Annotated in this window: 26 protein-coding genes and 2 pseudogenes; 12 read left to right on the top strand and 16 right to left on the bottom strand. The window is 50.0% G+C overall.

The annotated features are described in order from the left end of the window. Nucleotides 1-81 precede the first annotated feature (81 nt). Nucleotides 82-1,854, bottom strand: a complete 1,773-nt coding sequence (locus KNO68_RS08605; protein ID WP_214687431.1) for an SH3 domain-containing protein — start codon at nucleotides 1,852-1,854, stop codon at nucleotides 82-84. Nucleotides 1,855-2,135: 281 nt separating this feature from the next. Between KNO68_RS08605 and KNO68_RS08600 the strand changes: the two genes are divergently transcribed. Further along, nucleotides 2,136-3,971: a sensor domain-containing phosphodiesterase gene (locus KNO68_RS08600; RefSeq protein ID WP_215112346.1), complete on the top strand. Its 1,836-nt coding sequence runs from the start codon at nucleotides 2,136-2,138 to the stop codon at nucleotides 3,969-3,971. 406 nt (nucleotides 3,972-4,377) lie between these two features. Continuing rightward, nucleotides 4,378-5,751: an MFS transporter gene (locus KNO68_RS08595; RefSeq protein WP_215112345.1), complete on the top strand. Its 1,374-nt coding sequence runs from the start codon at nucleotides 4,378-4,380 to the stop codon at nucleotides 5,749-5,751. A gap of 82 nt (nucleotides 5,752-5,833) precedes the next feature. On the opposite strand, the gene KNO68_RS08590 is transcribed toward KNO68_RS08595, so the two are convergent. After that, the gene (locus tag KNO68_RS08590) at nucleotides 5,834-6,142 is read right to left on the bottom strand and encodes a sensor histidine kinase (RefSeq protein ID WP_483297477.1); all 309 of its coding nucleotides are present in this window, start codon (nucleotides 6,140-6,142) and stop codon (nucleotides 5,834-5,836) included. A 36-nt stretch (nucleotides 6,143-6,178) separates the two neighbouring features. Then, nucleotides 6,179-6,622: a MerR family transcriptional regulator gene (locus KNO68_RS08585; protein ID WP_214685903.1), complete on the bottom strand. Its 444-nt coding sequence runs from the start codon at nucleotides 6,620-6,622 to the stop codon at nucleotides 6,179-6,181. A gap of 321 nt (nucleotides 6,623-6,943) precedes the next feature. On the opposite strand from KNO68_RS08585, the gene KNO68_RS08580 reads away from it, so the two are divergent. From KNO68_RS08580 to KNO68_RS08550, 7 genes are all read left to right on the top strand, one after another. Further along, on the top strand, nucleotides 6,944-7,153 hold the full coding sequence (locus KNO68_RS08580) for a hypothetical protein (RefSeq protein ID WP_214873095.1): 210 nt from the start codon (nucleotides 6,944-6,946) through the stop codon (nucleotides 7,151-7,153). Between the two features lie 68 nt (nucleotides 7,154-7,221). Further along, complete coding sequence (locus KNO68_RS08575) at nucleotides 7,222-7,362, top strand: YvrJ family protein (protein WP_012727209.1); 141 nt, start codon at nucleotides 7,222-7,224, stop codon at nucleotides 7,360-7,362. A gap of 27 nt (nucleotides 7,363-7,389) precedes the next feature. After that, nucleotides 7,390-7,602: a hypothetical protein gene (locus tag KNO68_RS08570; RefSeq protein WP_147538794.1), complete on the top strand. Its 213-nt coding sequence runs from the start codon at nucleotides 7,390-7,392 to the stop codon at nucleotides 7,600-7,602. A gap of 27 nt (nucleotides 7,603-7,629) precedes the next feature. Next, nucleotides 7,630-7,842 (top strand): DUF2922 family protein, encoded by a 213-nt coding sequence (locus KNO68_RS08565; protein WP_031422462.1) that lies wholly within the window; start codon nucleotides 7,630-7,632, stop codon nucleotides 7,840-7,842. A gap of 125 nt (nucleotides 7,843-7,967) precedes the next feature. Beyond that, entirely contained in the window at nucleotides 7,968-9,812 is a 1,845-nt protein-coding gene (locus tag KNO68_RS08560) for a methyl-accepting chemotaxis protein (protein ID WP_215112344.1), read from the top strand. Nucleotides 9,813-10,002: 190 nt separating this feature from the next. Next, a complete protein-coding gene (locus KNO68_RS15110) occupies nucleotides 10,003-11,709 on the top strand; it encodes a methyl-accepting chemotaxis protein (protein ID WP_353047960.1) in 1,707 nt (568 codons plus the stop codon). A 112-nt stretch (nucleotides 11,710-11,821) separates the two neighbouring features. Further along, complete coding sequence (locus KNO68_RS08550; RefSeq protein WP_078147538.1) at nucleotides 11,822-12,571, top strand: SDR family NAD(P)-dependent oxidoreductase; 750 nt, start codon at nucleotides 11,822-11,824, stop codon at nucleotides 12,569-12,571. A 66-nt stretch (nucleotides 12,572-12,637) separates the two neighbouring features. Here KNO68_RS08550 and KNO68_RS08545 read toward each other — a convergent pair. The 7 genes and pseudogenes from KNO68_RS08545 to KNO68_RS08515 form a co-directional block, all read right to left on the bottom strand. Continuing rightward, nucleotides 12,638-13,644 (bottom strand): annotated as a pseudogene (locus tag KNO68_RS08545) (IS3 family transposase); the annotation flags it as partial. A gap of 223 nt (nucleotides 13,645-13,867) precedes the next feature. Then, complete coding sequence (locus KNO68_RS08540; protein ID WP_074033236.1) at nucleotides 13,868-14,611, bottom strand: ABC transporter permease; 744 nt, start codon at nucleotides 14,609-14,611, stop codon at nucleotides 13,868-13,870. Continuing rightward, nucleotides 14,608-15,537: an ABC transporter ATP-binding protein gene (locus KNO68_RS08535; protein WP_214687427.1), complete on the bottom strand. Its 930-nt coding sequence runs from the start codon at nucleotides 15,535-15,537 to the stop codon at nucleotides 14,608-14,610. The genes KNO68_RS08540 and KNO68_RS08535 overlap by 4 nt, the downstream gene beginning before the upstream one ends. A gap of 15 nt (nucleotides 15,538-15,552) precedes the next feature. Then, nucleotides 15,553-15,963: a DUF3021 domain-containing protein gene (locus tag KNO68_RS08530; protein WP_215112343.1), complete on the bottom strand. Its 411-nt coding sequence runs from the start codon at nucleotides 15,961-15,963 to the stop codon at nucleotides 15,553-15,555. Continuing rightward, the gene (locus KNO68_RS08525; RefSeq protein ID WP_240499853.1) at nucleotides 15,956-16,390 is read right to left on the bottom strand and encodes a LytTR family DNA-binding domain-containing protein; all 435 of its coding nucleotides are present in this window, start codon (nucleotides 16,388-16,390) and stop codon (nucleotides 15,956-15,958) included. Before KNO68_RS08525 ends, KNO68_RS08530 begins: the two co-directional genes overlap by 8 nt. A 161-nt stretch (nucleotides 16,391-16,551) precedes the next feature. Then, nucleotides 16,552-16,920: pseudogene (locus KNO68_RS08520) on the bottom strand (helix-turn-helix domain-containing protein); the annotation flags it as partial. Nucleotides 16,921-17,006: 86 nt separating this feature from the next. Continuing rightward, the gene (locus tag KNO68_RS08515) at nucleotides 17,007-17,882 is read right to left on the bottom strand and encodes a tetratricopeptide repeat protein (RefSeq protein WP_214730288.1); all 876 of its coding nucleotides are present in this window, start codon (nucleotides 17,880-17,882) and stop codon (nucleotides 17,007-17,009) included. A 533-nt stretch (nucleotides 17,883-18,415) separates the two neighbouring features. Here KNO68_RS08515 and KNO68_RS08510 point away from each other — a divergent pair. Then, nucleotides 18,416-18,640 carry a hypothetical protein gene (locus KNO68_RS08510; RefSeq protein WP_078147532.1) on the top strand — a complete coding sequence of 75 codons (225 nt, stop codon included), beginning with the start codon at nucleotides 18,416-18,418 and terminating at the stop codon, nucleotides 18,638-18,640. A gap of 19 nt (nucleotides 18,641-18,659) precedes the next feature. Beyond that, on the top strand, nucleotides 18,660-18,824 hold the full coding sequence (locus tag KNO68_RS08505) for a hypothetical protein (protein WP_214683581.1): 165 nt from the start codon (nucleotides 18,660-18,662) through the stop codon (nucleotides 18,822-18,824). Between the two features lie 11 nt (nucleotides 18,825-18,835). Here the strand turns inward: KNO68_RS08505 and KNO68_RS08500 are convergent, their stop codons facing one another. After that, on the bottom strand, nucleotides 18,836-19,999 hold the full coding sequence (locus tag KNO68_RS08500) for a hypothetical protein (protein ID WP_214687425.1): 1,164 nt from the start codon (nucleotides 19,997-19,999) through the stop codon (nucleotides 18,836-18,838). Between the two features lie 134 nt (nucleotides 20,000-20,133). Between KNO68_RS08500 and KNO68_RS08495 the strand changes: the two genes are divergently transcribed. Further along, nucleotides 20,134-20,694, top strand: coding sequence for an AAA family ATPase (locus KNO68_RS08495; RefSeq protein ID WP_078147530.1), 561 nt, complete (start codon nucleotides 20,134-20,136; stop codon nucleotides 20,692-20,694). 35 nt (nucleotides 20,695-20,729) lie between these two features. Here KNO68_RS08495 and KNO68_RS08490 read toward each other — a convergent pair whose 3' ends face one another. Genes KNO68_RS08490 through KNO68_RS08470 form a run of 5 tightly spaced genes read right to left on the bottom strand, consistent with a single transcriptional unit; the run spans nucleotide 20,730 to nucleotide 24,672 of the window. After that, nucleotides 20,730-21,461: a carbohydrate deacetylase gene (locus KNO68_RS08490; RefSeq protein ID WP_240499852.1), complete on the bottom strand. Its 732-nt coding sequence runs from the start codon at nucleotides 21,459-21,461 to the stop codon at nucleotides 20,730-20,732. Continuing rightward, nucleotides 21,418-21,711 (bottom strand): PTS sugar transporter subunit IIB, encoded by a 294-nt coding sequence (locus tag KNO68_RS08485; protein WP_012727190.1) that lies wholly within the window; start codon nucleotides 21,709-21,711, stop codon nucleotides 21,418-21,420. Before KNO68_RS08485 ends, KNO68_RS08490 begins: the two co-directional genes overlap by 44 nt. Next, entirely contained in the window at nucleotides 21,708-22,040 is a 333-nt protein-coding gene (locus KNO68_RS08480) for a PTS sugar transporter subunit IIA (protein WP_084156011.1), read from the bottom strand. The genes KNO68_RS08485 and KNO68_RS08480 overlap by 4 nt, the downstream gene beginning before the upstream one ends. Next, the gene (locus KNO68_RS08475) at nucleotides 22,037-23,356 is read right to left on the bottom strand and encodes a PTS sugar transporter subunit IIC (protein WP_215112342.1); all 1,320 of its coding nucleotides are present in this window, start codon (nucleotides 23,354-23,356) and stop codon (nucleotides 22,037-22,039) included. The genes KNO68_RS08480 and KNO68_RS08475 overlap by 4 nt, the downstream gene beginning before the upstream one ends. After that, complete coding sequence (locus KNO68_RS08470; RefSeq protein ID WP_214873108.1) at nucleotides 23,353-24,672, bottom strand: 6-phospho-beta-glucosidase; 1,320 nt, start codon at nucleotides 24,670-24,672, stop codon at nucleotides 23,353-23,355. Before KNO68_RS08470 ends, KNO68_RS08475 begins: the two co-directional genes overlap by 4 nt. Between the last annotated feature and the right edge of the window lie 4 nt (nucleotides 24,673-24,676).

The following is a 24,676-nucleotide window of genomic DNA, read 5'->3' as shown; positions in this document are numbered from 1 at the left end:
CCGAATTCGGGTCAAGCGATAAAAATCCTGCAATACGAAAGAAAAACCCGACTTTTGTCGGGTTTTTTGGCGTGACCAAAGTCACGGTCGCTTATAACCGATTAAGCGTGACTGCCAATACGGTTCTTTACTGATTTGGTTGTATCCTAATCCAGATGAACCGGCATGGATGAACGTATCGGAATTGATCATGATACCCATGTGCGATGGCCCGGCGGTATATGTGTTTTCGAAGAAGACGAGGTCACCGGCTTGCGGGACGAATGACTTGGGCAATTGAGGTCCGAAATAAGCACCACCCCAATAATTAGCCACGTTTGTCCGTGGGATGCTGACGCCGGATTGATTGAATACATAATAGATGAGTCCTGAGCAATCGAATCCACCATTTGCCGGGCTTGATGATGCCCATACGTACGGTGTGCCGACGAAGCGTTTTGCCACATCGATGGTCGAAAGCCTAGTAGCTTGGGCACTTTGCCCTTTGATTTCAGCGACGGCTGATTTTGCGACGAATCCTGATGCGAGACGATAGTGGGTCGATGTCTCCCCGATTACGTTCAAGAGTTCTCCCCGAAGTGTCGAGCCGACCGTGCTACTCGACTCGTTCGCCTGTGACCGAATCGATGTTGGATAGTACGTATAATATGAATTCGAATCATAAGAACCTTCAACCCAAGACGGGCCGTCTGCCGAACCTTTCGGGATGGTTTTCACATAAGCCGAGGCGACAAATCCTACCGTATTCCCGTAATAGATTTGAAGCCAGCCTTTTGACGACTGGACGACGCGCAACGTCTGTCCTGCTTTGACACTCCCGATGATGGTCGCGCTCGTCGATGCGCTCGAACGTACGTTCAAGGACGGTGTGTTGACGATATAATCGACAGCCGCATTACCAGCACCGGCATCGCCTTCGTTCGGAGCCGGGTCACTCGGTGTCGTGGACGTCTCTTTCAAATAGCCGGCACTCACGTATCCCGACTTCCCGTTATATGTGACATAGTACCAGCTACCGGACTGCTTCGTCGCCTTGACGACGGTGCCGTTCGGGATGGTCGTGACGAGGGCGTAACCGATGCCCGCACCTTGCCGAACGTTCAAGTTCGCGGTCGTGACGAATGATTGGTTCATGGTTTGTTCTGTACTCGGTGTTGTCGGTGTCGCCACTCCTGATGTTGTTAAATATGTATTGGCGACATATCCTGTTTTCGACCCATACTTCACTTTCGACCATGACCCTTCGACAGATAAGACGGTCACGGTTTTGCCTTTTGGAATCGTGAGCAATACGGTCGTCTTCGTCGACTTCGACGAACGCAGATTCAAGTTGGCTTTCGTTTGAGCTGTAGTCGAGCTCGGTGTGACCGTTGTTGGTTTGTCGGTACTGCTCGACATAGATGCCTTTTGCAAATAATCGTTATGCACCCAACCGGTCTGTCCGCCGTAACTGACTTTCGTCCATGAACCGTTTGATTGGATCGGTGTGAGCGCCGTACCTTTTGGAATCGTCAAGAGGACACGATGCCACGTTCCCCCGGCGACCCGCATGTTCAATGCGTGTGTCGTCGTGACGCGGTTCGTACTCGCCGTGGTTAACGAGGAACCACCTGTCGCAGCAGAGGGACTGCCTGTGAGCTTTAGTTTTTGACCGATGCGAATGTGATCGGAAGAGAGACCGTTCAACGATTTAATCGTCGCAACGGACACATCATAGGACCGACTGATCGACCATAACGTATCACCCGAACGCACCGTATGTGTGCTCGCCGCTGCTGCTTCGTCTGCGTGGGCAAGCACGCTGACCGCTGCGAGTGCCGCGAATGAATAGGTGAGACCAGACTTTGGATTCATAGCGTCACATCCTTTCAAAGAGTGAGAACGAAACAATTTAACAATTGAAACAATACAAGTTCATTGTACGGTGCAAAGAAATAGGCAAGCAATGGGACAAAAGGTCAATTCGCGTCTCTTTCTTAAAAAGAAGGTCAATAATTTAGAAGTGGGAATAAATCCCTGTTTCATCACTTGAAAAAAGAAGGAAGTATTGACTTTCTGTTGAATTTTGAAAACCGTTGAATCGGTTGATTCGTGCTATCATTAGGTCAAATTTAAATGGGTGAGGTAGCAGACTGATGATCGAGAACAACTTTTCAAACCGAGTATATCGTAAACATCAAGAGAAACTGTTCGCGCTCGTACGGATGCCGATTGTAACGGAAGAAACGGTGCAGGAGGCAATTCTGTATATGTGTGAGATTGTCGCCGATATGTTGGCAGTCGATACAGTCTCGATCTGGCATTTTGATACATCGTATCGATCTATTTCATGTCAAGTCGCTTATTCTCACGAATCAGGGACACATCATCCGAAGTTGACGGTCCAGCGTGAACTTGCGCCTGACTATTTTGATGCGCTTCAAACAGAGCGAATCCTTTCGTTTGAGGATGTTCGCAGTCATCCATGGGTGAAGGACTTGTACAAAGAGTACTTTGTAGAAGGAAAGCGTGTGTACTCCATGCTAGATGCTCCGATTTATGCAAACAATCGTGCCACAGGTGTGATTTGTTGCGAGACGTTTCTGCCTCGGGAGTGGAACTATCTTGAGGAATTGATTGTGAGTACACTTGCGGATTTTATTGCCATCCTGTACTTCCGGCTTGACCGGCAGCTTGTGGATGAACGGATTCATCAGTTAGCCTACACGGACGAACTGACAGGTTTGATGAACAAATATGCATTTGTCGAGGAAGTCGATCAATTACGTCAACAAGCGAGAGGGTTTTTAGGAGCAGTTTTATATATTCGAGCAGACGATTTTCGGTCTATTGAGGATGCGATTGGAACCGAAACATCGAATTTGATTGTGAAAGAAATGGCGAAACGACTACGAGCAGTAATCGATGAATCTAGGATGGCACGTACCTCGCAATCGGGATTTGTCATTTGGGTACCTTACGGGGAACGGAGGAAAATACGTTCGTTTGCAGAACATTTATGCGAGCAAGTGACGCGTGCGCCATATCGAGTCAATGAATTAGACGTTGTACTGACGACGAGCGCATTCATCTCTATTGAACATGAAAGTCGATCTACTTTGGATATGATTCATACAACACGTGTCGTTGCAGGTCAATCAGATGAGAAACGTGGGGTCATCAAGTTTTTTGAAGAGGCCATGGCGCAAGAAGCATCTGAGAGACTCTTGTTAGAGATGAATTTACGTACTGGTGTGATATCAGGTCAGTTTGAACTGTATTTCCAACCGAAAGTGAATGCTTCCTCAGGTAAACTGAAAGGGTTTGAAGGGTTGATGCGCTGGAATCACCCAGAGCGAGGTCTTGTGCCGCCGCTCGACTTCATTCCGCTTGCCGAATCAACGGGTATCATCATCGACTTAGAGGAATGGGCGTTCGTGACGGCCTGTCGCCAGCTCAAACGTTGGCATGAACGGGGAGACCGGTACGAACTCGCCCTCAATTTATCGGCGCGTCACTTCTTATCCGAAGGGGTCGTCGAAAAGTTTGCCCAAATCGCACGAGAAGAAGGGGTCAGTACGAGTTATTTGACCTTAGAAATCACGGAGAGCGTCGGGATGGAGAACCAGCAACACGTCATCGATCGTTTCGTCGCATTCCGTGAAGAAGGTTTTTCCATCTCGATCGACGACTTCGGGACCGGGTTCTCGGCGTTCGTCTACTTGAAGCACTATCCGATTCATGAGATCAAAATCGATCGCCAGTTCATTCAAGTGACCGAGAATGACCCGACCGGAAACGTCATCGTCGAATCGATTGTCGATCTGGCACGTGGTTTGAATTTGAAGACGGTGTGCGAAGGCGTCGAGACGCTTGAACAGTGGAACGCGTTACGCGAACTCGGCTGTGACGAGATGCAAGGGTATTACTTCTCTAGACCATTGCCGCTCGAAGAACTGGAAGCATGGATTGCTGACTATACGGTAAAATGATCGGACATTCCTTTTGGATATGGTGTCGGAGGGAAGTAAATAAAGGGTTGCCTTCTGTGGCAACCCTTTATTTGTATTGCAATATCAGGGGGCACTGAGACGTGTGATGTTTGAATCGGACAAAAAGACGAGAGAGTAGTAATTGAAGTGTGAACCGATTATCGTCCGTCTTTTGAAAAACAATCCAAGAAATGGAGTAAATCATTTTTTAGCATCTTTATCTTTGGTTAAGGTAAACTGAATCTAATCCATTTCAAGCAAGGGGGCGAATCGATGTATCGGACGATATTGATAGTTTATGCAGTTGAATACATAGGCGATCGCCTGAATACCGAACCTGCGCTCATTTGAGTCGGCTCAATTTTTGGAACGAGTTAGTAATCGAACCTAAAGGAGAGCCTACTTCATGAACAATATTCATATTCAAAATAAAGAGAGTCTTACCTATTCCCCAAAAATCATTCTTCTCATTTGCCTGGCGCTTGCGTTTGCTGTGATGAACGGAACTATGTTTAATATCGCACTGCCGGATGTCGCAGAAACATTTGCCTTACGTACAACGCAAGTCAGCTGGATGGTCACGAGCTTTATCACCGTGTTTGCACTAGGTACGTTGATTTATGGAAGACTCGCCGACCTTTTCCCGATTCGGACACTTTATACTACAGGAATCGCACTATTGGCTTTGGGTGGGTTAATTGGCTTTTTAGCCATTTCTTATGAGATGTTGATTATCGGAAGGATTGTTCAAGCAATGGGGGCGGTAGCAATCCCGTCTCTGTCGTTCATCATTCCAGTACGCTATTTTCCTGAACATCGTGGACAAGTATTTGGGTATCTTGCAGCCACAATCGCTTTTGCATCGGGAATTGGACCGATTGTTGGGGGATTCGTAGGAGGGATACTCAGCTGGCGATTTATCTTTTTAATTTCTGTGATAAGCGCTTTGGCCATTCCGATTTTCAGAAAGTCACTTCCTGTCGGGAGTAGACGACCAGGAAAAATTGACTACATCGGTGCACTTTTAGTTGGTCTCTTGGTCATTTGTCTGCTTTTCGCGTTAACTAAATTAATAGTATTACCGCTATTCATGGCAGGATGCGTCTTCATTCTTCTTGTGTGGAGGATAAAGGCAGTGCCGGATCCGTTCATTAATCCCAAAATGTTGAAGCATGCTTCTTATAGTCGTATCTTGCTTACAAGCTTTTTCGGGACATTTATTATTTCTGGTGTTTTATTCACGATGCCTCTTTTGTTACGTGAGCTATACCGGTCTTCGACAATGGAAATCGGACTGATTATGTTTCCAGGCGCACTAGCTGCAGGGTTGTTAGGAAAGTATGTTGGTAAATCGATTATGTATAAAGGTGGGGAGCGATTCACGCTTTTCGGGCTGATGTTCGTTACCTGTGGAACGCTCATTCTTTCATATGTTATTGGTTCAAGTGTTTGGATTGTGACGATTGCGTTATTTATCGCCTATATCGGTTTCCCGTTTATTCAAAGTGCGACAGCAGATTTGATTAGCCAATGTCTAGATGAAAAAGAGAGTGGTACGGGGTTGGGTCTATTCAATCTCGTCAACTTCTTTGCGGGAGCATTTAGTAGTGCCTTTTTAGCAAAGTTAATTGAAATGGATGAGATGTTCGCTTTTCATCCTTTGAGAACAGACCAAGCAAACGTAGTTTACAATGGAATTTATCTTATTTTGGGTATTCTAGGGTTGCTGACGACAATCAGTTTTTTAATCGGACTCAAAAAGATAATGCAGAAGCGCTGAACAAGATTTTCTGTATTGTTCCCACAACGTATTTGAACATTCTTTTATCAATAGGAAAGGGACGCCTGAGCGTCCCTTTTTCTTATGCAGTGAATGTGATTTGAATCGTGGTACCGTATCCCGGTGCACTTTCGACTTCGACCTTCCCGCCGTGGGCTTCGATGATGTCCCGTGAGATGGCCATGCCGAGACCACTCCCGCGTGCGTCATCTGTATTCGTGCCTCGGTAATAGCGTTCAAAGATATAAGGCGATTCGGATTCGGTAATCCCATTTCCATCATCTACAATCGTCACGATGTCACCGTCGACTCGAACGGTCACCTCATATGAGGAAGTGTCCCGTGCGGACGTGCCGCAGTCGATTACGAAAAAGTGAGTAAAAAAAGCCATTCGTCATGACCTTCATGGCGGATGGCTTTTGCCTGTTCAGACGACAGGCGCCTCATAAGCGTTTAGTTCGAGTTTTAATATGTACGTTAGTTCATGATGCACCAATTCGGAGAAGTTCGTCTTTTTGACGTGTGTTCGTGGGCGCAATCCGCATTCCAATGCGATGTCGACAATGGTACGAATCTGATTTTCCGTATAGAATCGCTTCCGACCAAACGTGAACGGGGTCGGCGGCAAGACGCCATCGGTCTCCCACTTGATCAATTGCTGTTGGCTGCGTGGGATGCCGGCCACACTAAAGGCGCGGCTCAATTCTTTGAGCGGATAGACAATCAAATGTTGCTCTTTATACGAAATTGGTTTTCCTTGTTCCGGCCGGTATGTATCCCATTCGGTCGCTGAAAACGTCAGGTCGGCTTGGTCGAAGTCGTGTTGAGCGGAAGGAATTGAGGCAAAGCTTGCGAGGTCTAGGCTGTTCATCGTGTATGTCTCCTTCTTCAAGACTGACTAGTAAAATTCAAAAAATGCCCTCCTACGTATCGTACCCCATTTACAAGAATTTAACTTACAGTTTTTTCAAATATGGGGAATAAATCATGGTACTTTTGACGTATTTTTGAATGCTGTCTGCCGAAGATTAAGATACCCTAATTGGTATGAAAACTCAAGAAAAGCAGTCAACATTTGAAAAATGAATAAAAATTCAGAGGTTTTGGGACTATCGTCACTCATTGTTATAGAAAAATAGAATGAGCACTTTGACCTTGTAAGCGGTTAATAAGGGCGAAGGAGGTGAGACAGATGGCAGCATATCGAGAAACAGCGACGATACTTTATTTGGATACCCGGCGACAACTCGACGGCAAAGAGAAAAAGCAACTCGTTCGCTATGGACCGCTTGGAAGTCGGATGGATGAGGCACGGATGAAACAGTTTGGTGACTTGATCAAGGCACTGATTGATGTGGAATCCGCCAACTACATCGTGGCCCAAGAATTTCTAGTGTATTAACAGGGAGGACTTATGAAGAACCGCACTCGTCCCGCCGCCGATCCTCGGCACGATGAGCAGGTGGTCACATGAGTTGGCCCGAACTCATCTCCAATCTGGGGTTCCCCATCGTCGTCTCACTCTATTTGCTTCATCGGATTGAGACGAAGCTCGATCGCATGATCCAGCTGCTCGAACGAATGGATACCTCGACCGTATCAGAAACCTAATTCCCTATTGAAAGGAGCCATCCCCCCATGGCTGTCTTAACAGAGAAGAAAGCAACGTTCGTGTTGACGACGCATCATGACGTACAAACAGCAAAACCGACGAAAAAAGCACAACGGTTCGGTCCGATTCGTGCCGACCTGACGGCAGATACGATTGACGCGTTCGGTCGTCTCTTGATCGACCTCGTCATTCAAGAGGAAGCAGACCTCGGCATCGTCCGTGAATACGATTTAGTCTAACCCATACACTAAGGAGGAGAATCACCCATGACTGACACAAAACTTGAAATCTCATTTTTAGATGCATTCCATAAGGTCGTACGCTTCCGCTTGAACAACGTGAAACAACCGGTCGACGCCCAAAAAGTAGAAGCGCTTGCTGACTTCATGGTCGCCAACGATCCGCTCGCGAAGAATGTGATGGAGTGGACCGAAATCAAGATGATTGAAGGTACGCAGACGGTATTGAGTGAGAAATAATCGATGGAAAGGTGACTCTTGCAGTTTGAGTCACCTTTTTTTAAGTTTGGTCAATCCTCTTCATTATTTTCTGAAAATTGTCGATAGTATAGGAAACACTGCATGATTGAGAGGGGAATACATAGATGGCATGGAAATCAACATGGTCTAAAGCACTGAACCGGATCAAACGAAAACCGACATGGACGTGGAAACCGACACTCAAGTGGAAACGCGGAGAGAAGCGTGAACGGACCACATCTTTCGGGGCGAACATCGGGAGGAATTTAACGATTCGTCAAAAATTATGGGGTCTCGTCATCGTATCGCTCGTCATGGTCATTGGCGTCGGCGGCTACGCGCTATTTTCAATGAGTGGCGCGAACCGTCAGGTGGACGACATCGTCAACAACTGGAACAAAGGACTCGACTACGCGCACGAACTCAATACGCTCGCTGCGAATTATCGGACGCTTGAGCTCGATCATATCGTGACGGAGGATGCGGCACAAAAAGAAGAACTCATGACACGAATGAAAGAGATTCGTGACGAAATCAATACGATCGCACCAAAGTATGAAGGACGAGCCGTAAACGCAGAAGACAAGGAACTTTTTACGAATTTCTCGCGTCAATGGGAGATGTATCAACGTGTCTCGGACAACATGTTGACGTTCAGCTCAACGGGTAACACAGGGATGGCCCGCTCATACTATGATGCGCAGTCCAAATCTACGTATGACAACTTCACACAAAAACTAGCAGACCTTGTCGCCTACAACTCAGAAGGGTCGCAACGTGTCGGTCAGAACATGGAAAGTGAATTCATGCAGTCTCTCATGGCGTTGATTGCCGTGACGGTTGGGGCCGTGGTGATTCTCTTGTTCCTCGGACTCAGCCTGTTACGCTCGATTATTCGACCGATGCAAACGCTCCAGACACGCTTTGATGAACTTGCGACACAAGGTGGGGATTTGACGATGACGATTCCCGTCACGTCGAACGACGAGATCGCACAAGTCAGTCGTTCGTTCAACACGTTCCTCGCCACACTTCGTGAGATTATGATCGATGTCGACGAGACGGCGAAAGTCGTTCTCTCGTCTTCAAAAGATGTATCCGCTGAAGTGACGCGACTCAGCCACTATATGGAAGAGACGTCGGGTACGGTCGAAGAATTGACGGCTGGTATGGAAGAAACGGCAGCCTCTTCACAAGAAATGAGCGCCTCGACGACCGAGATGGGTAGCTCGATTGACTCGATTGTCGATCTATCAAACGAGAGTGCCGATACGGCGAACCGAGTCGAGACACGAGCACACCAAATGCGTGAACAAGCCGTTGTTTCGAAAACAGAAGCAGTGGCAATTATCGAGAAGAAACAAGTCGAGCTCGCAGAAGCCATCAAAGGGGCCAAGTCGGTTGAAGAGATTCGTGTCTTGACGACAGCTATTCTTGCGATCGCCGACCAGACGAACTTGCTCGCCTTGAACGCATCGATTGAAGCGGCACGGGCAGGTGAAGCGGGTCGCGGATTCGCGGTCGTCGCATCCGAGATTCGCAAACTGGCGGAAAACTCACGTCAGACGGTCAACGAGATTCGTGACGTGTCAAACACGGTCATCGATTCGGTCGAACGACTCAATACGAGTTCGGCAGACATGTTGACGTTCCTCAATACGAAAGTCATGGCCGACTACGACCGACTCGAAGATGCCGCAACGCAATACGAACAGGATGCGACAGTATTCGGTGAGACGGCGAAGACGTTCGAAGGTAACGCGCTTCAACTTCGTCATATGACGGACAACATTCTTGGGGTCATTCAAGAAGTAGCGACGACCGTGACAGAGGGCGCGGACGGAACGCAGTCGATCTCAGAGAAAGTTCAGCTCTCGGTCGAGCGCTTCAACGACGTTCAAGCGAAGATGAGCGAAACGGAAAAACGGGCGATCGAACTCTCAAATCGCGTGGCGCAATTCAAACTATAAGCAAGTCTCAGAACCAGGCAGCTGTCTGGTTCTTTTTTGTGCCCAGTACAAAAAATAAAAAGATAGGTCAATACATAAATGAATTTCAAATTGTTGGTACAAATAAGGCTGTTGTATCCGATAAAGAAAAAGGCAATACATAAAAATAGAGAGAAATAGAGGTGGAAGAGGAGATTACTCCTCGTAGTACGTGAAAAAGATACGGAACACATGGACGTTATCAAGAAAAATCATGACGAGTATCGGTTTGATTCTAATTTTGACAATCGTTGGAATGGGATACAATCTGTGGACGCTCGACCGGATGACGAGTCAATATGAACACATGATTTCAAACGATGTCATGAAGATGAAAGCGGCAGACGACTTGGCGCTCGGGATGGTCCGTCAAGCGTATGGTGTCCGCGGGTATGTGCTTCTACAGGATGATGAGCGCAAACAACAAATCAGCCGGGGCGGAGAAGAGAAGAAAGCCGCCATCGAATCGTTGATTGAACTCGCGGACAATGAGACCGAACGAAAGGAATATGAATCGTTACTCGGATACGTGACAGGATATGATGAGTTGGCGACTCAAGCCATCACGGCAATCGACTCAAAAGATCAAGAAGCGATTGATCGTTTGACACTACGTCTCATGCCAGACGTGACGAAATCGATCGCATCGACCGGAGACGCATTGCAGGCCGAGACGGAAGAGAAGATGTTGGCGATGCAGATGGAGCTCCAAGAAGCGAGTCAGCGTGCCTTCTGGTACTCGGTCTTCATCGCCATCGTCAGTTTCGTCCTGACGATGGGCGCAGGATATGCCATCAGCCGTATGGTGACGACACCGCTCCGTTTCTTAGCGAAAGAAGTAGAAGTAGTCGCGGAAGGTGATTTGACACGTGAGGATCTTCAGGCGCTCACACAAGATGAAATCGGACAATTGATGACCGGCTTCAACCGCATGAAGGGTAATTTGCGTGAACTCATTGACCGCGTCACCCAAAACGCACAGGAAATCACAGCACAATCGGAAGAACTGTATGCGAGTACGGAAGAGATGGCGTCACAGACGGAGGAAACGACACGTCTCATCGACCGAGTCGTGGAAGAAACGGTCGCGCAGGCGAAAGAAGCGACTGGAACATCTCAAGCGGTGGCTGTTGCCGATGAAGGCATCGGTCGTATCGCTGGATCGATTGGCTCGATTGACGATGATGTGTCACAGAGTTTGATGCTCGCCGAAGAAGGTGGTGCGACGATGGCTCAGGCGAAAGACGAGGTGCTCGCACTGGAGCGGGAGACACGTCTGACGGGAGAATCGATTTCGGCATTGAAGCAACAGTCTGACGAGATCGCCCTTATCACCGAGGTCATTCAATCGATCACCGACCAGACAAACTTGTTGGCATTGAACGCGGCCATCGAAGCGGCACGTGCCGGTGAGCAAGGAAAAGGGTTCGCCGTCGTTGCAGAAGAAGTGCGTAAACTTGCCGAGCAGTCGAAGCAGTCGGCGACACAGATCGCCGGGTTGATCGAGTCGATTCAGACACAGTCGAACGCCGTTCTCGACCAACACGTCGTCAGTGCGAAACGCGTCGAGACGAACACGTTGTTGCTCGAACGAGCGACACGTGCGTTCGAACAGATTGTCAGTCAGCTCGAGACATCAGTCGATAATACGTCACATATCCGCATCGCATCGCATGAGATTGCGGAGACGACGAAACAAGTCGCGACGTCCTCTCTTCAAATGTCACAAGACAGTGAAGGGATGGCCGACACAATGCGTACGGTCGGTGAGACGGCTGACGCCCAACTCGCGATGATTCAAGAATTGAACGGTGTCGCTGAATCACTCGGCAATATGACGAGTGACCTGCAGACACTGATTGGTCGATTCACGACATAAGTTGAAAGCCCTGTCTCCTTGGAGTCAGGGCTTTTCGTTCACATCGGAACGATTCGCGATGAAGAAAGTGGGGAATCAACAACAAGGTAAACGACAAAAAGGAGTGGATTATATGAAGTATACGGTCATTACAGGAGCTAGTTCAGGAATCGGCTATGAGACAGCGAAGCTACTCGCCGAAAAAGGCAAGTCGCTTGTGCTCGTCGCAAGACGGAAAGAAGAGCTTGAGTCGCTACGTGATGAGATCAAATCCATCTCGCCAGATAGTGATGTCATCATCAAATCGACCGACCTATCATATAGCGAAAACGTGTATGGTCTCTATGAATCGCTCGCGGACCTCGATATCGAAACGTGGATCAACAACGCCGGATTCGGGGATGCGGATCTCATCAAAGATGTCGACCTCGGTAAAATCGAGAACATGATTCGTCTGAATATCGAAGCGCTCACCGTCTTATCGAGTCTATACGTCCGAGATTATCATGACGTCGAAGGGGCGCAACTGTTGAACGTGTCGTCTGTCGGGGGCTATCGGATCGTCCCGAACTCGGTCACGTATTGTGCGACGAAGTTCTTCGTGAGTGCGTATACGGAAGGGCTCGCGCAAGAGTTGAAGCAGAGTGATGCCAAGCTTCGGGCGAAAGTACTCGCACCGGCTGCAACCGAAACGAGTTTCGCCGACCGGGCTCGCGATACGGAAGGATTCGACTATAGCGAGAACGTCGCAAAGTATCACACGGCGCGCGAGATGGCAGAATTCCTATGGGAGTTACTTGAAGGCGACGAAGTCGTCGGGATTGTCGATCCGGAGGACTACTCGTTCAGCCTGCGCGGACCGATTAAACCGTATGCCGGATAAACAAAAACATCACGCCGCGCTGAACTGCTCCCCGTCAAGTAGACAGGGCAAATAATGAATACCGACCTAGGCGGCTTGAGCCCTGTATTCGACAGGGCTCAAGCCGTTTAGTCGTTTCTGAAAACGATCGTGGTTGTAGAACGATATGTAGGTCTCGATGGCCGATGTGAGTTCGCTATATGCTTGGAACTCACGCAAGTAGTACATCTCCACTTTCAAGGTGCCCCAAAAACTCTCGATCGGCGCATTGTCGATGCAACGTCCGACCCGGGACATGCTTCGGGTCATTCCCGCGTCTTCTACCATCCGTTTGAACCCTCTCGAGGTATATTGGAACCCTTGGTCGCTATGGATCATCGGACGTGCTCCTGTACGGATCCCCGCGATGGCTGGCATCATCGTATGGAACACGAGCCCGTTGTTGTTGGACCTCCCGATGCGATAGGCGACGATTGAGCCGTCATACAGGTCGATGATCGCGCTCAGGTAGGCCTTCTTCCCGGCGCCGTATTTGAACTCGGTGACGTCGGTGCACCATTTCTCGTCCGGTCGGGACGCGCTGAACTCTCGGTTCATCAGATTCTCGGCCACGTGCTGCGGCGTTGACTTCTTATGCTTCTTCCGCTTCCGGCGGATGATCGATTGGATCCCATGGATATGCATCAAGCGATAGATCCGCTTTTCATTGAACGGGGACAGGCTCTGTTGCCGGCGCAGCCGATTGATGGTCATCGTGATCCGACGGTACCCGTATGTGCCGTTCGCCTGGTCATAGAGCAGACGAATGTCCTACAGAAGCTTCTCGTTCTCTTCTTGACGCACCGGTATGGTACGATTCAACCATTTGTAATAGGCCGCCCGTGAGATGTCGGCGACTCGACAGAGGAGCACGATCGAAAGGGCCTCCTCTTCGTTTAATTCTTTGATGGCGATATATCGTTGCTGTAGCCGTACCTGGCTGATCACGACTTCCTCTCGATCTCCTCCAACTTTTTTAGAAACAAGATGTCCGCACGAAGAAGTTCGTTCTCAAGCTCCATTTGCTGGATACGGCGCTTAAGCTTCTCTTCTTCCATCATGCGCAGCGCACTCAATTTTTGTTCGATCGTATGCCGACTTCTCGCCATAAAAAAACACTCCCCAATAGATAAACAGATTTTTTATTTCATCTGTCTACCTATTGGGGAGCATATCAGTATCGATACCAGGTCGCAGCTTAGGTCTACCCTTTTTTCTTTTTTACTGTCTACTTGACGGGGAGCAGTTCAAAAACCCCTGGGGTTGATTTTTGTTCATTTAACTCTTCGCCTGCCTCAAGTACCGCGGATAGAATACGAGCGCTGTGACGATACAAATTGTTCCGAAAACCACAAGAATTGCTAGAGATGCCCAAACATCTAGTAGAGTACCTTGCTCCAAGAGCACGGTCTTGTAGCCTTCCAGTGCCCAGTAATGTGGTAGGAACCTCGCAATGTTCTGCATCACCTCCGGCATAAATTCAACTGGCATCCAGAGACCACCGAGCATTGCACCACCGAGAGCAATGACTTGCGTGAGAGCAATTCCCATGTTTTCCGTCTTGGCGAGCACTGCCATCGCCATTCCACAGCCTGTCGCAACAAATGCCAGGCCGACAGAGAGTACAGCGAGCGCCACCGGGTCGCCGAGAGGAAGGTCATAGACAACTACACCAAACCCGAACAGCACGATGATCTGTAACAAGACCACTGCGACGAACGGCAACCATTTGCCAAGGAAATACTCCATCCGCGACAATGGTGTACTGGCCATACGCGCCGTCATGCCACTGTCGCGATCTTTGATAAACGCGATGACGATGGAAATCATGATGTAGAACGAGAACATGACTGTATACCCCGGCACGATCTGGACGACAAGTTGCTCGGGCTCTGCACCCATGCTCTCTCCAAATAACGTGATAAAGCCGACGATGAAGATGATGGGTAACAGAAATGTCCAAAACCATAGTCCCTTATCCTGTGTCTTCTTTTTCAGCTCTAGTAAGGCAATCGCGTTCATTGCACTCCCTCCTGTCTCGTGTCGCGTAAATGCGTGCCAGTCAGCTTGAAGAAGATGTCCTCGAGCTTCGCTTGACTGAGTTCAAGGCGTTCCGGAATGATGGCCTCAGCGGCAAACTGTTTGGCGATCTGCTCCAGAAGACGTAAAGGTTCTGCACTCTCAATCACAAACCCCTTATCCCGCGCAGTCACACCCTCGTATCCGTTTAACCCTTCTCGCGTCACGGACGGACCTTCCAAATAGATGGCCGCGTGTCGGTGTTTGGCGAGAACCTCTTGCATGGTTCCGTATTCGACGACGTTTCCTTGGTCTATAAACCCTATCGTGTCACACAACTGCTCCACTTCTTCCATGTAATGACTGGAATAAAGAATCGTCTTGTCCTGCCTTTTCAAGTCATGAATCAATTCGAAGATGGCCCAACGTGACTGAGGATCGACGCCTACTGTCGGCTCGTCGAGTACAATGATGTCCGGATCATGAAGTAAGGCACATCCGATATTCAATCGCCTCTTCATCCCTCCAGAGAAGGTGCGGACAAGGGATTTTTCTCGATCAGCTAAACCGATTAGTGCGAGTACCTGTTGTATGCGTTCTTGAAGCTTAGAACCCTTCAACCCATACAGCCTTCCGAAGAACAGCAAGTTATCACGCGCCGTCAACGTCTCTTCTAAACAGATGTCTTGTGGGACGTAACCGATGCGCCGTTTGATGGCTGTGACATTCTGTTTAAATGGTGCTCCTTGCACAAGGACATCTCCTTCATAGTCTTCCACCACACCGACTAAAATCTTCATGAGCGTCGACTTTCCTGCTCCGTTCGGGCCGACCAAACCGAAGCAGCTTCCCCTCGGTATATCGAGGTTTACTGAGTCAAGCGCTTGCCGTTTGTCATAGTTCTTGCGGACGCCTTGAATCTCGATCATATTTGTTCCCTCCCTTTATTTTCGTTGTTGCAAGGATTCATTCATGCGCTTTTCCATTTGCTTAAAGTACGTAAACCAGCCGAGCCAGTTGAGGATGTAGGTGATTGTGAAAAATACAAATCCAATGGCAAGTGAACGTGGTGTGAGTGGAACCCAACCTGTGAGCCAAGTAAAGACAGGAAACAGCACAATCAGCGACGTTACATAATGAAACAAGGTCTGCTTCAACATGCTCCATTCGTCTCTTTCGAATAATAAAGCGCTTATGCTAAAGTACGCACCGATCAACATGCTGCCGAGTAAGTTCAGAGCAATCAGGTGAGAAGAAACGGTATCTTCGGGATCATTCAGTACAACAAGCGCAATGAGCGTCACCACAGCCCCTACACCAAATCCACCAAACATACGGACAATCAATTTACTCACCACGGCCGCCACCTCCTTCCACTAATTGCTTGCGCAGATGCTGCACATAGCTTCGTGTGACGTATTCTTTATTACCGGATTTAAAAAAGACACACAGATTTCCGTTGAACGATAGTTCGAATCTGTCAATCCGGTCCATGTTGCCGATGACCGATTTGGAGAAGCGAATAAAGCTGTAGTTGGTCAAGAATTCTTCTAGTTCATATAGTTTGAGCTTCAACTCTAGCGTTTTCGTCTGCATCTGCGCGTACACCTTTCGATTTGCCGAATAGACATAGTCAATCTCACTCGGCTGCAAGATCACAGACCCCTCGCCGTCTACAGCTACAAGTCGCTTCGGTGAACCTTCTGATTTATCGAGTTCCTTCAGATGCCGCACAATCGCCTCTACTTCTTCGGTCCACTCGCTTGCCTGGATGGTCACCATGGGAGTGTCTTCGTGGGCCGGGTCAATATCAATTTTGATTTTCATGGAGGCCTCCTTCTCTTCTTTTACAGTATGTTAGAAAAAGTCACAATTGGTGTATGTTTATGTATGAGTTGCAAAAACGGGAGCCTGACATGCACAATTTGTTGCATGAACGCCCCTCCTCTTGTCATAGCTCGATCCATTCCTTTTCTCGAATCTGTTAACTCGCTATGACTAGTATACTTCTTAATCCATTTACGAAGAACAGACCAATTACTGATCTGATACTTGGAGAGTACCTCCATTTTAGTGAACCCATCGAGATAGTCGCGGACGGCCGCGATTTTCAGTTCCTTGGTGTAAGATTTCCATGCCTTCGATTCCTTCAACGCATCGATCCCACCGGTATCGAATTTCACTTTCCACACCTGGAGGGTGTGCCTAGAGCCCCCATGAGCCCCCATGATTTCCTTCCAAGTATATGTTTCTTCTTCCATCATGCGCAGCGCACTCAATTTTTGTTCAATCGTATGCCGACTTCTCGCCATATAAAAACACTCCCCAATAGATAAACAGATTTTTTATTTCATCTGTCTACCTATTGGGGAGCATATCACGCTGGCGTGATGTTTTTTCATGACGTCGGTACAGAGTAACCACCCGTGAAGCGGTGTGTCAGGCGACGTGTCCAGTAACGCAACCGAAGGCGCCACACATAGAGCTGCGACGTGTTCGGAAGAATGACGTTGTCGACGTATTCCGCGAACATGTGACGGAACATCCGCTCTTCACTGCGGTCATAAGTCGCACTCCACATCCCGTGATTCTCGACTTCTAGGAGCATCCAAATCATCTCGTCGGTAAGCGGGTCATCGTCCTTCAACTCGGCCGTCAGTGCAGCGAAACGATGGCTACACATAGACGCGTATAAGGAATGGGCATGCGGGTCATGCGGATTTAATGTTAAGTAACCGCTCGAAGTCTTCATCAGTTCATTGACCATATCGAGCGGAATGTCGTCATACACTTGGAAAAATTCGAGCAACATCGGGACGGTGTCCGGACCAAATCCGGCAAGTCGGACATAGTTCATGATATGAAGACCGGCCTCGCCATGGAACTTGCGGTCGAAGTAGTGGACGGCAAGGGCGCGATGCATGATCGGGACGTCCGGATAGCGTTCGACGCCACGGAGAAAGTGTTGTTCCGCTTCGAACGTGAACCCGGTATCTTCACTGACAAATCCTTTCAATATATGAAGAATGTAGTGATCGCCGAGTGTGCTCGCTTTCTCGAGCCACGGTTTGGCCGAATCAGTGTCACCTTCTCGAATGTACGGATAAGCGCGCATCGCCGGGAAAAATGGGTCATCCGGGAACGCGGTCTCGCCCCGTGTCGCCATGTCATGGATGGCTTCAGCGTTATAAGCTTCTGTTAATTCTGCGAGGAGCATCATCTCAAGGAACGTGCGCTGGAACTCTGGGGTGTGTAAATCGATCGTTTGTGTCATACGGTGTCCTCCTCACAAGTACTGGTGTCGCTCTATTATACTTGTTCTTGCAAAAGGCGAGTAGCATCTTTTTTGACACTCCCACGATTAAAACCGTGGGATTCTGAAGTGCTTGTGCGAGCGCAGTCCATTTCTGTTTTGCTCAAACCTCCAGATGAGGGTGTGCCATCACCCCTCCTGAGACAGATCATATAGATTCTCAGGCTGGTGGACTGTTACCATCCACCACAGGTCGTTGCAGGTGTGTCCATCTGATGTTTTAGCGTCTTTTGCATGACGACAGGCATCGTTTTACCGGTCATATGTTTTCATGACCGAACCGTATACGATTTTCAAGGGGCGATGGACACAGGCGTTTTAGAGACTTGTTCTTGTCTATGGGATAAGTATACCCGAACGTCGGATGTTTTCACATCCGAACTCACTCTCATCCCATGCCTAAAGGCGGGCTATGTCCGATATGGGCTTTCCCGTTCGTAAAATCTTGTAAAAACGGGAAATGGAAAGGTAGGACTGGAAAGGAGGGGGAAGGCATGGCGACGTTCACTGGATATGTCGCAGAGGTGATGGAGGAAAAAATCCGCGTCACGCCGACGCGGGAAGCGGAACCGTTTGATGGCATCGTGTTTCATGTAGCGAGACCTCTTTTGGACGAGACACCGCTTCTCGTCGGACAACAGGTTCGAGTCGAGCATGATGAACGATTGACACGCTCCTTGCCGCCACAAACAACGGCATATCGAATCGTTGTGTTATGATGAGGACGAGGTGAATGACATGGGACAACGGAACTTTCTATGGCTCGGAGCCGTCGTCGGCTTCAGTGCCCTCGTCGTCTGGTTGTTGCAAGATGCGCTCCCGTTCTGGGCGCTGTCGATTCTGCTTCTGGCATTAGGAGCGGTGCTCGGCAATCTCCAACGACGCTTCACACGTGACGAATAACGAGCACTCCATCAATCAGATGGGGTGCTCGTGTCGTTTTCCTCTTCAATCGGTTCTTCTGAATCTTCTTCGACGATGTCTTCTTCGACGATGGAGTCCTCATCCCCGTCTGCTTCGAGCGTCGTCGGTTCTTCTGGCTTCGTTGGCTCTTCCGGTTCGGTCGGTTCCTCCGGCTCCGTCACCGGGGGATCGTCTTCAATCGGCTCTTCCGTTTCCGGTGGGTCCGTCGGTTCCTCTGGTTCACTTGGCGGTTCCGCAGGCTCTTCCGGCGTCACTTCCGGTGTCGTCGGTTCGGGCTCTTCCACAACTTCCTCTTCGACTTCTTCCTCGACCGGCGCCTCCGGTTCAGTGGCCGGTGGGATTTCAGGTTGCGCCTCGGGAATAGGGGGTGCTTCCGGAACGACGACCGGTTCTTCTGTCAAATCTGGTTTGATCGGTTCGACCGGTGCGAGTTCGATAGGTGGCGGTGCCGGTGCATCTTTTGCGATGAACGTCCGGATGTCTTGCTCAAATAGTGCGGTCGGCAAGGCGATTCCTCGCAAATGGATGGCGACGACTCGCCCGGATGCTGAAAGGAGTGGACTGCCATACGCATGACGAGGTAATTCAAAGTTTCGGCTATAGCCGTTCTCGGCGAATGTGACCGTTCCGTTGATTCGTTCTTGCATCGTCAATGTGATCAACGTCTCATCCTCTGCTGCAATCGCTTGCGTGAGGGTGTACGGTGTGTTCTCCGTCTCTTCGATTCGAATGACAGCGATGAGCTTCGTCCGACCGACGACGGTACCGGAGACGGCCTGCCCTTCATGGTACATGATGATATTCGTCAATCCAGCCACATTCGAGGCCGCTGTGACGACATCGCGTGAACTCACCAAAAATCCCGTCCCGTAACTGACGGTGAAGAGGCTATCTTGTAGTGCGGCGAAGTCGACCGGTGTCGCTTCGTCAGCGGAGACCGTATCTTCCCCAATCGGCAAGTTGACCTGATCGGCGAGCGAGTCGGTCGAACGTAGCATGTCCGTGAAATAGGCGTTTCCAATGAAGGTGACAAAGGCAATGAGTGCGATAGCGAATGGGGTGGCAAATAACCAAATCGTGCGACGTGAGCGGCGGCCACACGTCGGACAGACCGTTTTCGATCGTGTCTTCTTTCCGCAGTGGGGACAAGTCACAGGGGCACCTTCTTTCCATAAAGTTCGATGCTATGCTTATTCCTTCATTTGGAAAGAGGTAAACAAATATTTTGGAGGGGTCACACATTTTAAGTCACATGATAAAATCTTCAAAAGATGTAGGGGGAAATCCAATGAAATTCATCATCTTATTTGGTCCGCAAGCCGTCGGCAAGATGACGGTCGGGCAGGCGCTCGCCGACAAAACCGGACTGAAATTATTCCATAACCACATGACGATCGACCTCGTCGGACCGTTCTTCAATTACGGGACGCCGGAAGGGAAGCGACTCGTCCAACACTTTCGTCAAGAACTGTTCGAATCGGTCGCCAAGAGTGATCTACCCGGCATGATTTTCACGTTCGTCTGGGCGTTTGACATGCAGGAGGACTGGGATTACGTGAAGAAAGTGACGGATTTGTTCGAGTCACACGGGGCGGACATCTATTACGTCGAGCTCGAGGCCGAGATGGAAGAGCGCCTCGCGCGCAATACGACGGAGAACCGTCTTGCCCATAAACCGTCGAAGCGTGACATCGCCTGGTCCGAGGCAGAACTGAAGCAGACGGCGACGATGTATCGATTGAACTCACGTCCGGGAGAATTAGACGTCGAGCACTATCTTCGGATCGATAACACGAACTTAAGTCCGGAAGAGACGGCGGCGCAGATTCAACAAGCATTCGACCTATGAAAAAGCGGGTCCCCGTGAAAGGGAACCCGCTTTTGTCATGCCCACCAATCGGGGCGTTCATAGTCGACCAACACCTGTTTTTCGAGGAGGCGTGGCTCGAGGTAAGACGTGACGCTCGGAAGACAATCATCGAGGTCGGCCGGATGGACCATCACTTCGATGGATCCACCTGGTTCGATGGCGTCGAGCGTCGCATGGGAGACACCGTCCGCATAGAACTGATCACTGAACCGTTCGGTCACCCACAAGTCTCGGCGTGACCCGAGCGTCGTTAAGGCCCGAAACGTCGTGTCATATTCTTCAGCGAGACGAATGATGATGTCGTGCAGAACCGGCCAACCGTGAATGTGATGGTGGCTGTCGAGATGGTCGAGCGGAAGTCCGGTCGCAAGGAACGCCTCGATTTGGGCTTTCCACTCGAGATAGACGAGCTCCGGGTCAGGTGAGTCTTCAGTCAAGAAACGGCTTGTGTAGCGGAACGTGCCGTCTTCTTTCGTGAGAGGGGCGCTCGTGTCGGCGAGCGGTTTGCCCCAAGATAAGACGAGATGGACCCCGACACGGAGCGACGAATGTTGTTTCGCGAGTCTGACCGCTTCCTCGACGGCATACCCGTTCATGATCATCGTCGCCGAATTGACGATTCCATTCAGATGACTCTCCAAGGTGCCGGCGTTCACACCTGTCGTCAATCCGAAATCATCAGCGTTGACGAGGACGAACGTTTTAGGCATTGACGAGACCGAGTGCCTGGTCGAGGACCAGGTCACCTTTCATCATCCCGTACGCCATGTTATCGATGACCGCGACCGGTACGTCGACGGACGACTTGATTTTGCCTTCGAGGTAACGGACTTGGGGTCCGATCAAAATGACGTCGACGTTCGACTGTTCTTTCAAGCGCGACTCGGGGATCGCGTCAATGGATGCGTCGAGTCCGCGTGCGGCAGCTTCTTTCCGCATTTTTTCCACTAAGATTGATGTCGACATTCCTGCCGAGCAGACGAGTAAGATGTTCATGTCGTTTCCTCCAATCGATTCAAACGGGTGATCATGTCAATCATTTCGACGGCGAGCTCTTTCACGGTCATCGCCGTCATGAGGTGGTCTTGTGCGTGGACGAGGAGGACGCTCATGTCGCTCGTCGTCCCCCGTGCCTCTTCTTGTAACAGCTCCGTTTGTAGCTTGTGTGCGTCCAAGAAGGCCGCATCGGCTTCTTTCAACTTTGCCGCCGCTTCGTCCGCTTCACCGCGTTTCGCGGCAGCGATAGCCTCGAATGCAGAGGAGCGTGCATTTCCGGCATGTAAGATAATCATAAACGAGAGTTCTTGGATGGTTTCGGTTTTCACGAAATCTTTTCTCCTTCCTCAGTAGCAGATTTGTTTTTATTGATTTCGGCTGTCATCGCCTTCGCTCCTGCCATGACGAATGGAATATACATCGCTGTCGCAATCGACAAGTTGACGATTTGGAGCAAGACGCCGCGAACGCTACCGCCCGTGACCAAATAGCCACTGATAATCGGTGGCGTTGTCCAAGGGACGATGGCGACCGTCTTCGGAACCATGTCTGTCGAGAGCGCGACATAAGAGACGATGGTGAGCGTGACCGGCACTAAGATGAACGGTACGAGCATGATCGGGTTCAATACAATCGGAAGACCGAAGATGACCGGTTCGTTGATATTAAAGAGACTGGCTGGTGTCGACAGTTTTGCGACTTGGTGATACGGGTGATTCCGTTGTTTGCGGACGACGATGAAGATCGCGAGTAAGAGCGCGAACGTCGTACCCGATCCACCCATGAAGACGAACGCATCCAAGAACGGTTTTGTGACCGTGTACGGTACATCAAACGCTGACGTTCCGGCTTGAAAGGCAGCCAAGTTTTGCTCGATGAGCGGGAGATAGACCGGTTCGATGACCGAGCCGATGATGTTCGTCCCGTGAAGCCCGAAGAACCAAAGGATGTGGTTCAAGAAGGCAATCAGTAAGGCAGCCGGGAGTGAGTCACCGAATCCTTGGAGCGGTTCTTGAATCGCTTTGAAGATGACTTCAAATACACTAAGTTCGACGACGAGCGTCATGAAGAGCTGGAATCCTGCGACGACCGTCAAGATGATCATCGATGGGATGAGCGCTTGGAATGAACGTGTGACCCCACCTGGTACACCTTCTGGCATCTTGATCGTCAGTTTCGTATTGATGAGGTAGCGGAACATTTCTGTGACGACAATCGATACGATGATGGCGACGAAGAGACCTTGTGCGCCGAGCCATGCGAAGTTGAGACCCCAGTCAGCAGTGACCGGTACGAGCATGATATACGAGGCGAGCGACAAGATCCCCGCCGCGAGCCCGTCAATCCCGTATGAACGGGCCAAGTTATACCCGATGGAGAAGGCGATCAGGAGCCCGAGTATCGCGAAGGACGCGTTCCAAATGCTACCACCGAGCCCTTGCCAATTACCTTCGCCGAACAGGTTGTTCATCGAACCGACGAAGTCGAGCGAGAGACCACCGATGTTGACGGCTGGGAAGTTGTTGATGAGGACCGCGAGCGACCCGACGATGATGAGTGGCATGACGGAAACGAATCCGTCACGGATGGCGACTAAGTGCCTTTGGGACCCGATACGTCCCGCGATTTCAATAAACTTATTCATGAGTAAACCTCCTTTTTAAATTGGGGTAGGTACGCCTCGTGCGCTGTGAACAGCTCTTTGAGAAGCGGGTCGATCCGTTTCTCGTCCTGGATGAGCGGGTTCATGAGGCAGGCAAGATAGGCGTCCTCGTACGTGCCAGATACAGCCGCTTGGATGGCGAGCTGTTCAAACGTTTTTAAGTTCGTGATGAGCCCACGGATCGGCAGCGGCAACGCGCCGATGGAGATGGGGCGAGGCCCCGACTTCGTGATGACGGCGTTCACTTCGATGACCGCGTCGTCTGGTAAATCCCGAATCGTGCCGTTATTGAGCGTGTTGACCGTCTGGATGTCACCGCGGTCGTTATGGATCGAGTCCATCAAATTGCAGGCAGCGTCAGAATAGTAGGCGCCTCCACGTTTTTCAAGCTCTTCCGGTTTGACGGCGAGATCGACGTCTTTGTATTTCTCGAACAACTGGGCCTCGACTTGTTGCACGACTTCGGCACGGGTGCCGTTTTGTTCGTACGCCTCGAGGTCTTTCTTCAATACATCTTTCGTCTGGAAGTAATACTGATGATACGGGTTCGGTAACATGCCGAGTGACGATAGGAACGATTCGCTCCAACCGAGCCCGACAATGTTCGCCGGCGAGTAGTCGTTGCCTGCGTTGAGCGAGGCGAGGACGTCACTCGTCCGGTCCACACCGTCGACCCATACGTGACGACCGAAGACGAAATGGTTCAATCCGATAAATTCAATCGCGACTCGTTCGACAGGCGTCTCGAGGATCTCAGCGACCGAGTTTCGCATGTTGAACGGGATGTTGCAGACACCGATGACCTTCTTATGAGATGAGTGCTTGAGTACGGCCTCGGTGACGATGCCCGCCGGATTGGTGAAGTTGACGAGCCAGGCGTCCGGACAAATCTCGGCGACTTCGTTTGCCAAGTCGATCAAGACGGGGATGGTACGGAACGCTTTGAATAATCCGCCTGCGCCGTTCGTCTCTTGCCCGATGAAGCCATGCTTGAGCGGGATGCGTTCATCGAGCGCACGTGCCTTGAGTCCACCGACCCGAATCTGTGTGGATACAAAATCTGCGCCGACGAGTGCGGCTCTTCGGTCGAGCGTCCAACTGAGTGTGATCTTGGCCTTTGCCTTCTCAATCATCCGCTTGGCGAGACGACCGACGATCTCTAATTTCTCCCTCCCTTCTTCGATATCGACGAGCACGATCTCCCGAACGGGGAACGTTGCCTGTCGATCAATCAATCCTTCGATGATTTCCGGGGTGTAACTGGACCCACCGCCGATGATGACGACCTTGACTGCCATGGTG

The sequence above is a fragment of the Exiguobacterium sp. s75 genome, from assembly GCF_018617145.1.
Taxonomy (GTDB): Bacteria; Bacillota; Bacilli; order Exiguobacteriales; family Exiguobacteriaceae; genus Exiguobacterium; species Exiguobacterium profundum.
The sequence above is the reverse complement of the archived record's forward strand: the minus strand, read 5'-3'. Positions and strand labels throughout refer to the sequence as shown.

Bases quoted from the DNA above. Each gene is read 5' to 3' on its own strand.
- KNO68_RS08605 (WP_214687431.1), bottom strand. From the start codon at position 1,854: ATGAATCCAAAGTCTGGTCTCACCTATTCATTCGCGGCACTCGCAGCG.
- KNO68_RS08600 (WP_215112346.1), top strand. From the start codon at position 2,136: ATGATCGAGAACAACTTTTCAAACCGAGTATATCGTAAACATCAAGAG.
- KNO68_RS08595 (WP_215112345.1), top strand. From the start codon at position 4,378: ATGAACAATATTCATATTCAAAATAAAGAGAGTCTTACCTATTCCCCA.
- KNO68_RS08590 (WP_483297477.1), bottom strand. From the start codon at position 6,142: ATGGCTTTTTTTACTCACTTTTTCGTAATCGACTGCGGCACGTCCGCA.
- KNO68_RS08585 (WP_214685903.1), bottom strand. From the start codon at position 6,622: ATGAACAGCCTAGACCTCGCAAGCTTTGCCTCAATTCCTTCCGCTCAA.
- KNO68_RS08580 (WP_214873095.1), top strand. From the start codon at position 6,944: ATGGCAGCATATCGAGAAACAGCGACGATACTTTATTTGGATACCCGG.
- KNO68_RS08575 (WP_012727209.1), top strand. From the start codon at position 7,222: ATGAGTTGGCCCGAACTCATCTCCAATCTGGGGTTCCCCATCGTCGTC.
- KNO68_RS08570 (WP_147538794.1), top strand. From the start codon at position 7,390: ATGGCTGTCTTAACAGAGAAGAAAGCAACGTTCGTGTTGACGACGCAT.
- KNO68_RS08565 (WP_031422462.1), top strand. From the start codon at position 7,630: ATGACTGACACAAAACTTGAAATCTCATTTTTAGATGCATTCCATAAG.
- KNO68_RS08560 (WP_215112344.1), top strand. From the start codon at position 7,968: ATGGCATGGAAATCAACATGGTCTAAAGCACTGAACCGGATCAAACGA.
- KNO68_RS08550 (WP_078147538.1), top strand. From the start codon at position 11,822: ATGAAGTATACGGTCATTACAGGAGCTAGTTCAGGAATCGGCTATGAG.
- KNO68_RS08540 (WP_074033236.1), bottom strand. From the start codon at position 14,611: ATGAACGCGATTGCCTTACTAGAGCTGAAAAAGAAGACACAGGATAAG.
- KNO68_RS08535 (WP_214687427.1), bottom strand. From the start codon at position 15,537: ATGATCGAGATTCAAGGCGTCCGCAAGAACTATGACAAACGGCAAGCG.
- KNO68_RS08525 (WP_240499853.1), bottom strand. From the start codon at position 16,390: ATGGTGACCATCCAGGCAAGCGAGTGGACCGAAGAAGTAGAGGCGATT.
- KNO68_RS08515 (WP_214730288.1), bottom strand. From the start codon at position 17,882: ATGACACAAACGATCGATTTACACACCCCAGAGTTCCAGCGCACGTTC.
- KNO68_RS08510 (WP_078147532.1), top strand. From the start codon at position 18,416: ATGGCGACGTTCACTGGATATGTCGCAGAGGTGATGGAGGAAAAAATC.
- KNO68_RS08505 (WP_214683581.1), top strand. From the start codon at position 18,660: ATGGGACAACGGAACTTTCTATGGCTCGGAGCCGTCGTCGGCTTCAGT.
- KNO68_RS08495 (WP_078147530.1), top strand. From the start codon at position 20,134: ATGAAATTCATCATCTTATTTGGTCCGCAAGCCGTCGGCAAGATGACG.
- KNO68_RS08485 (WP_012727190.1), bottom strand. From the start codon at position 21,711: ATGAACATCTTACTCGTCTGCTCGGCAGGAATGTCGACATCAATCTTA.
- KNO68_RS08475 (WP_215112342.1), bottom strand. From the start codon at position 23,356: ATGAATAAGTTTATTGAAATCGCGGGACGTATCGGGTCCCAAAGGCAC.
- KNO68_RS08470 (WP_214873108.1), bottom strand. From the start codon at position 24,672: ATGGCAGTCAAGGTCGTCATCATCGGCGGTGGGTCCAGTTACACCCCG.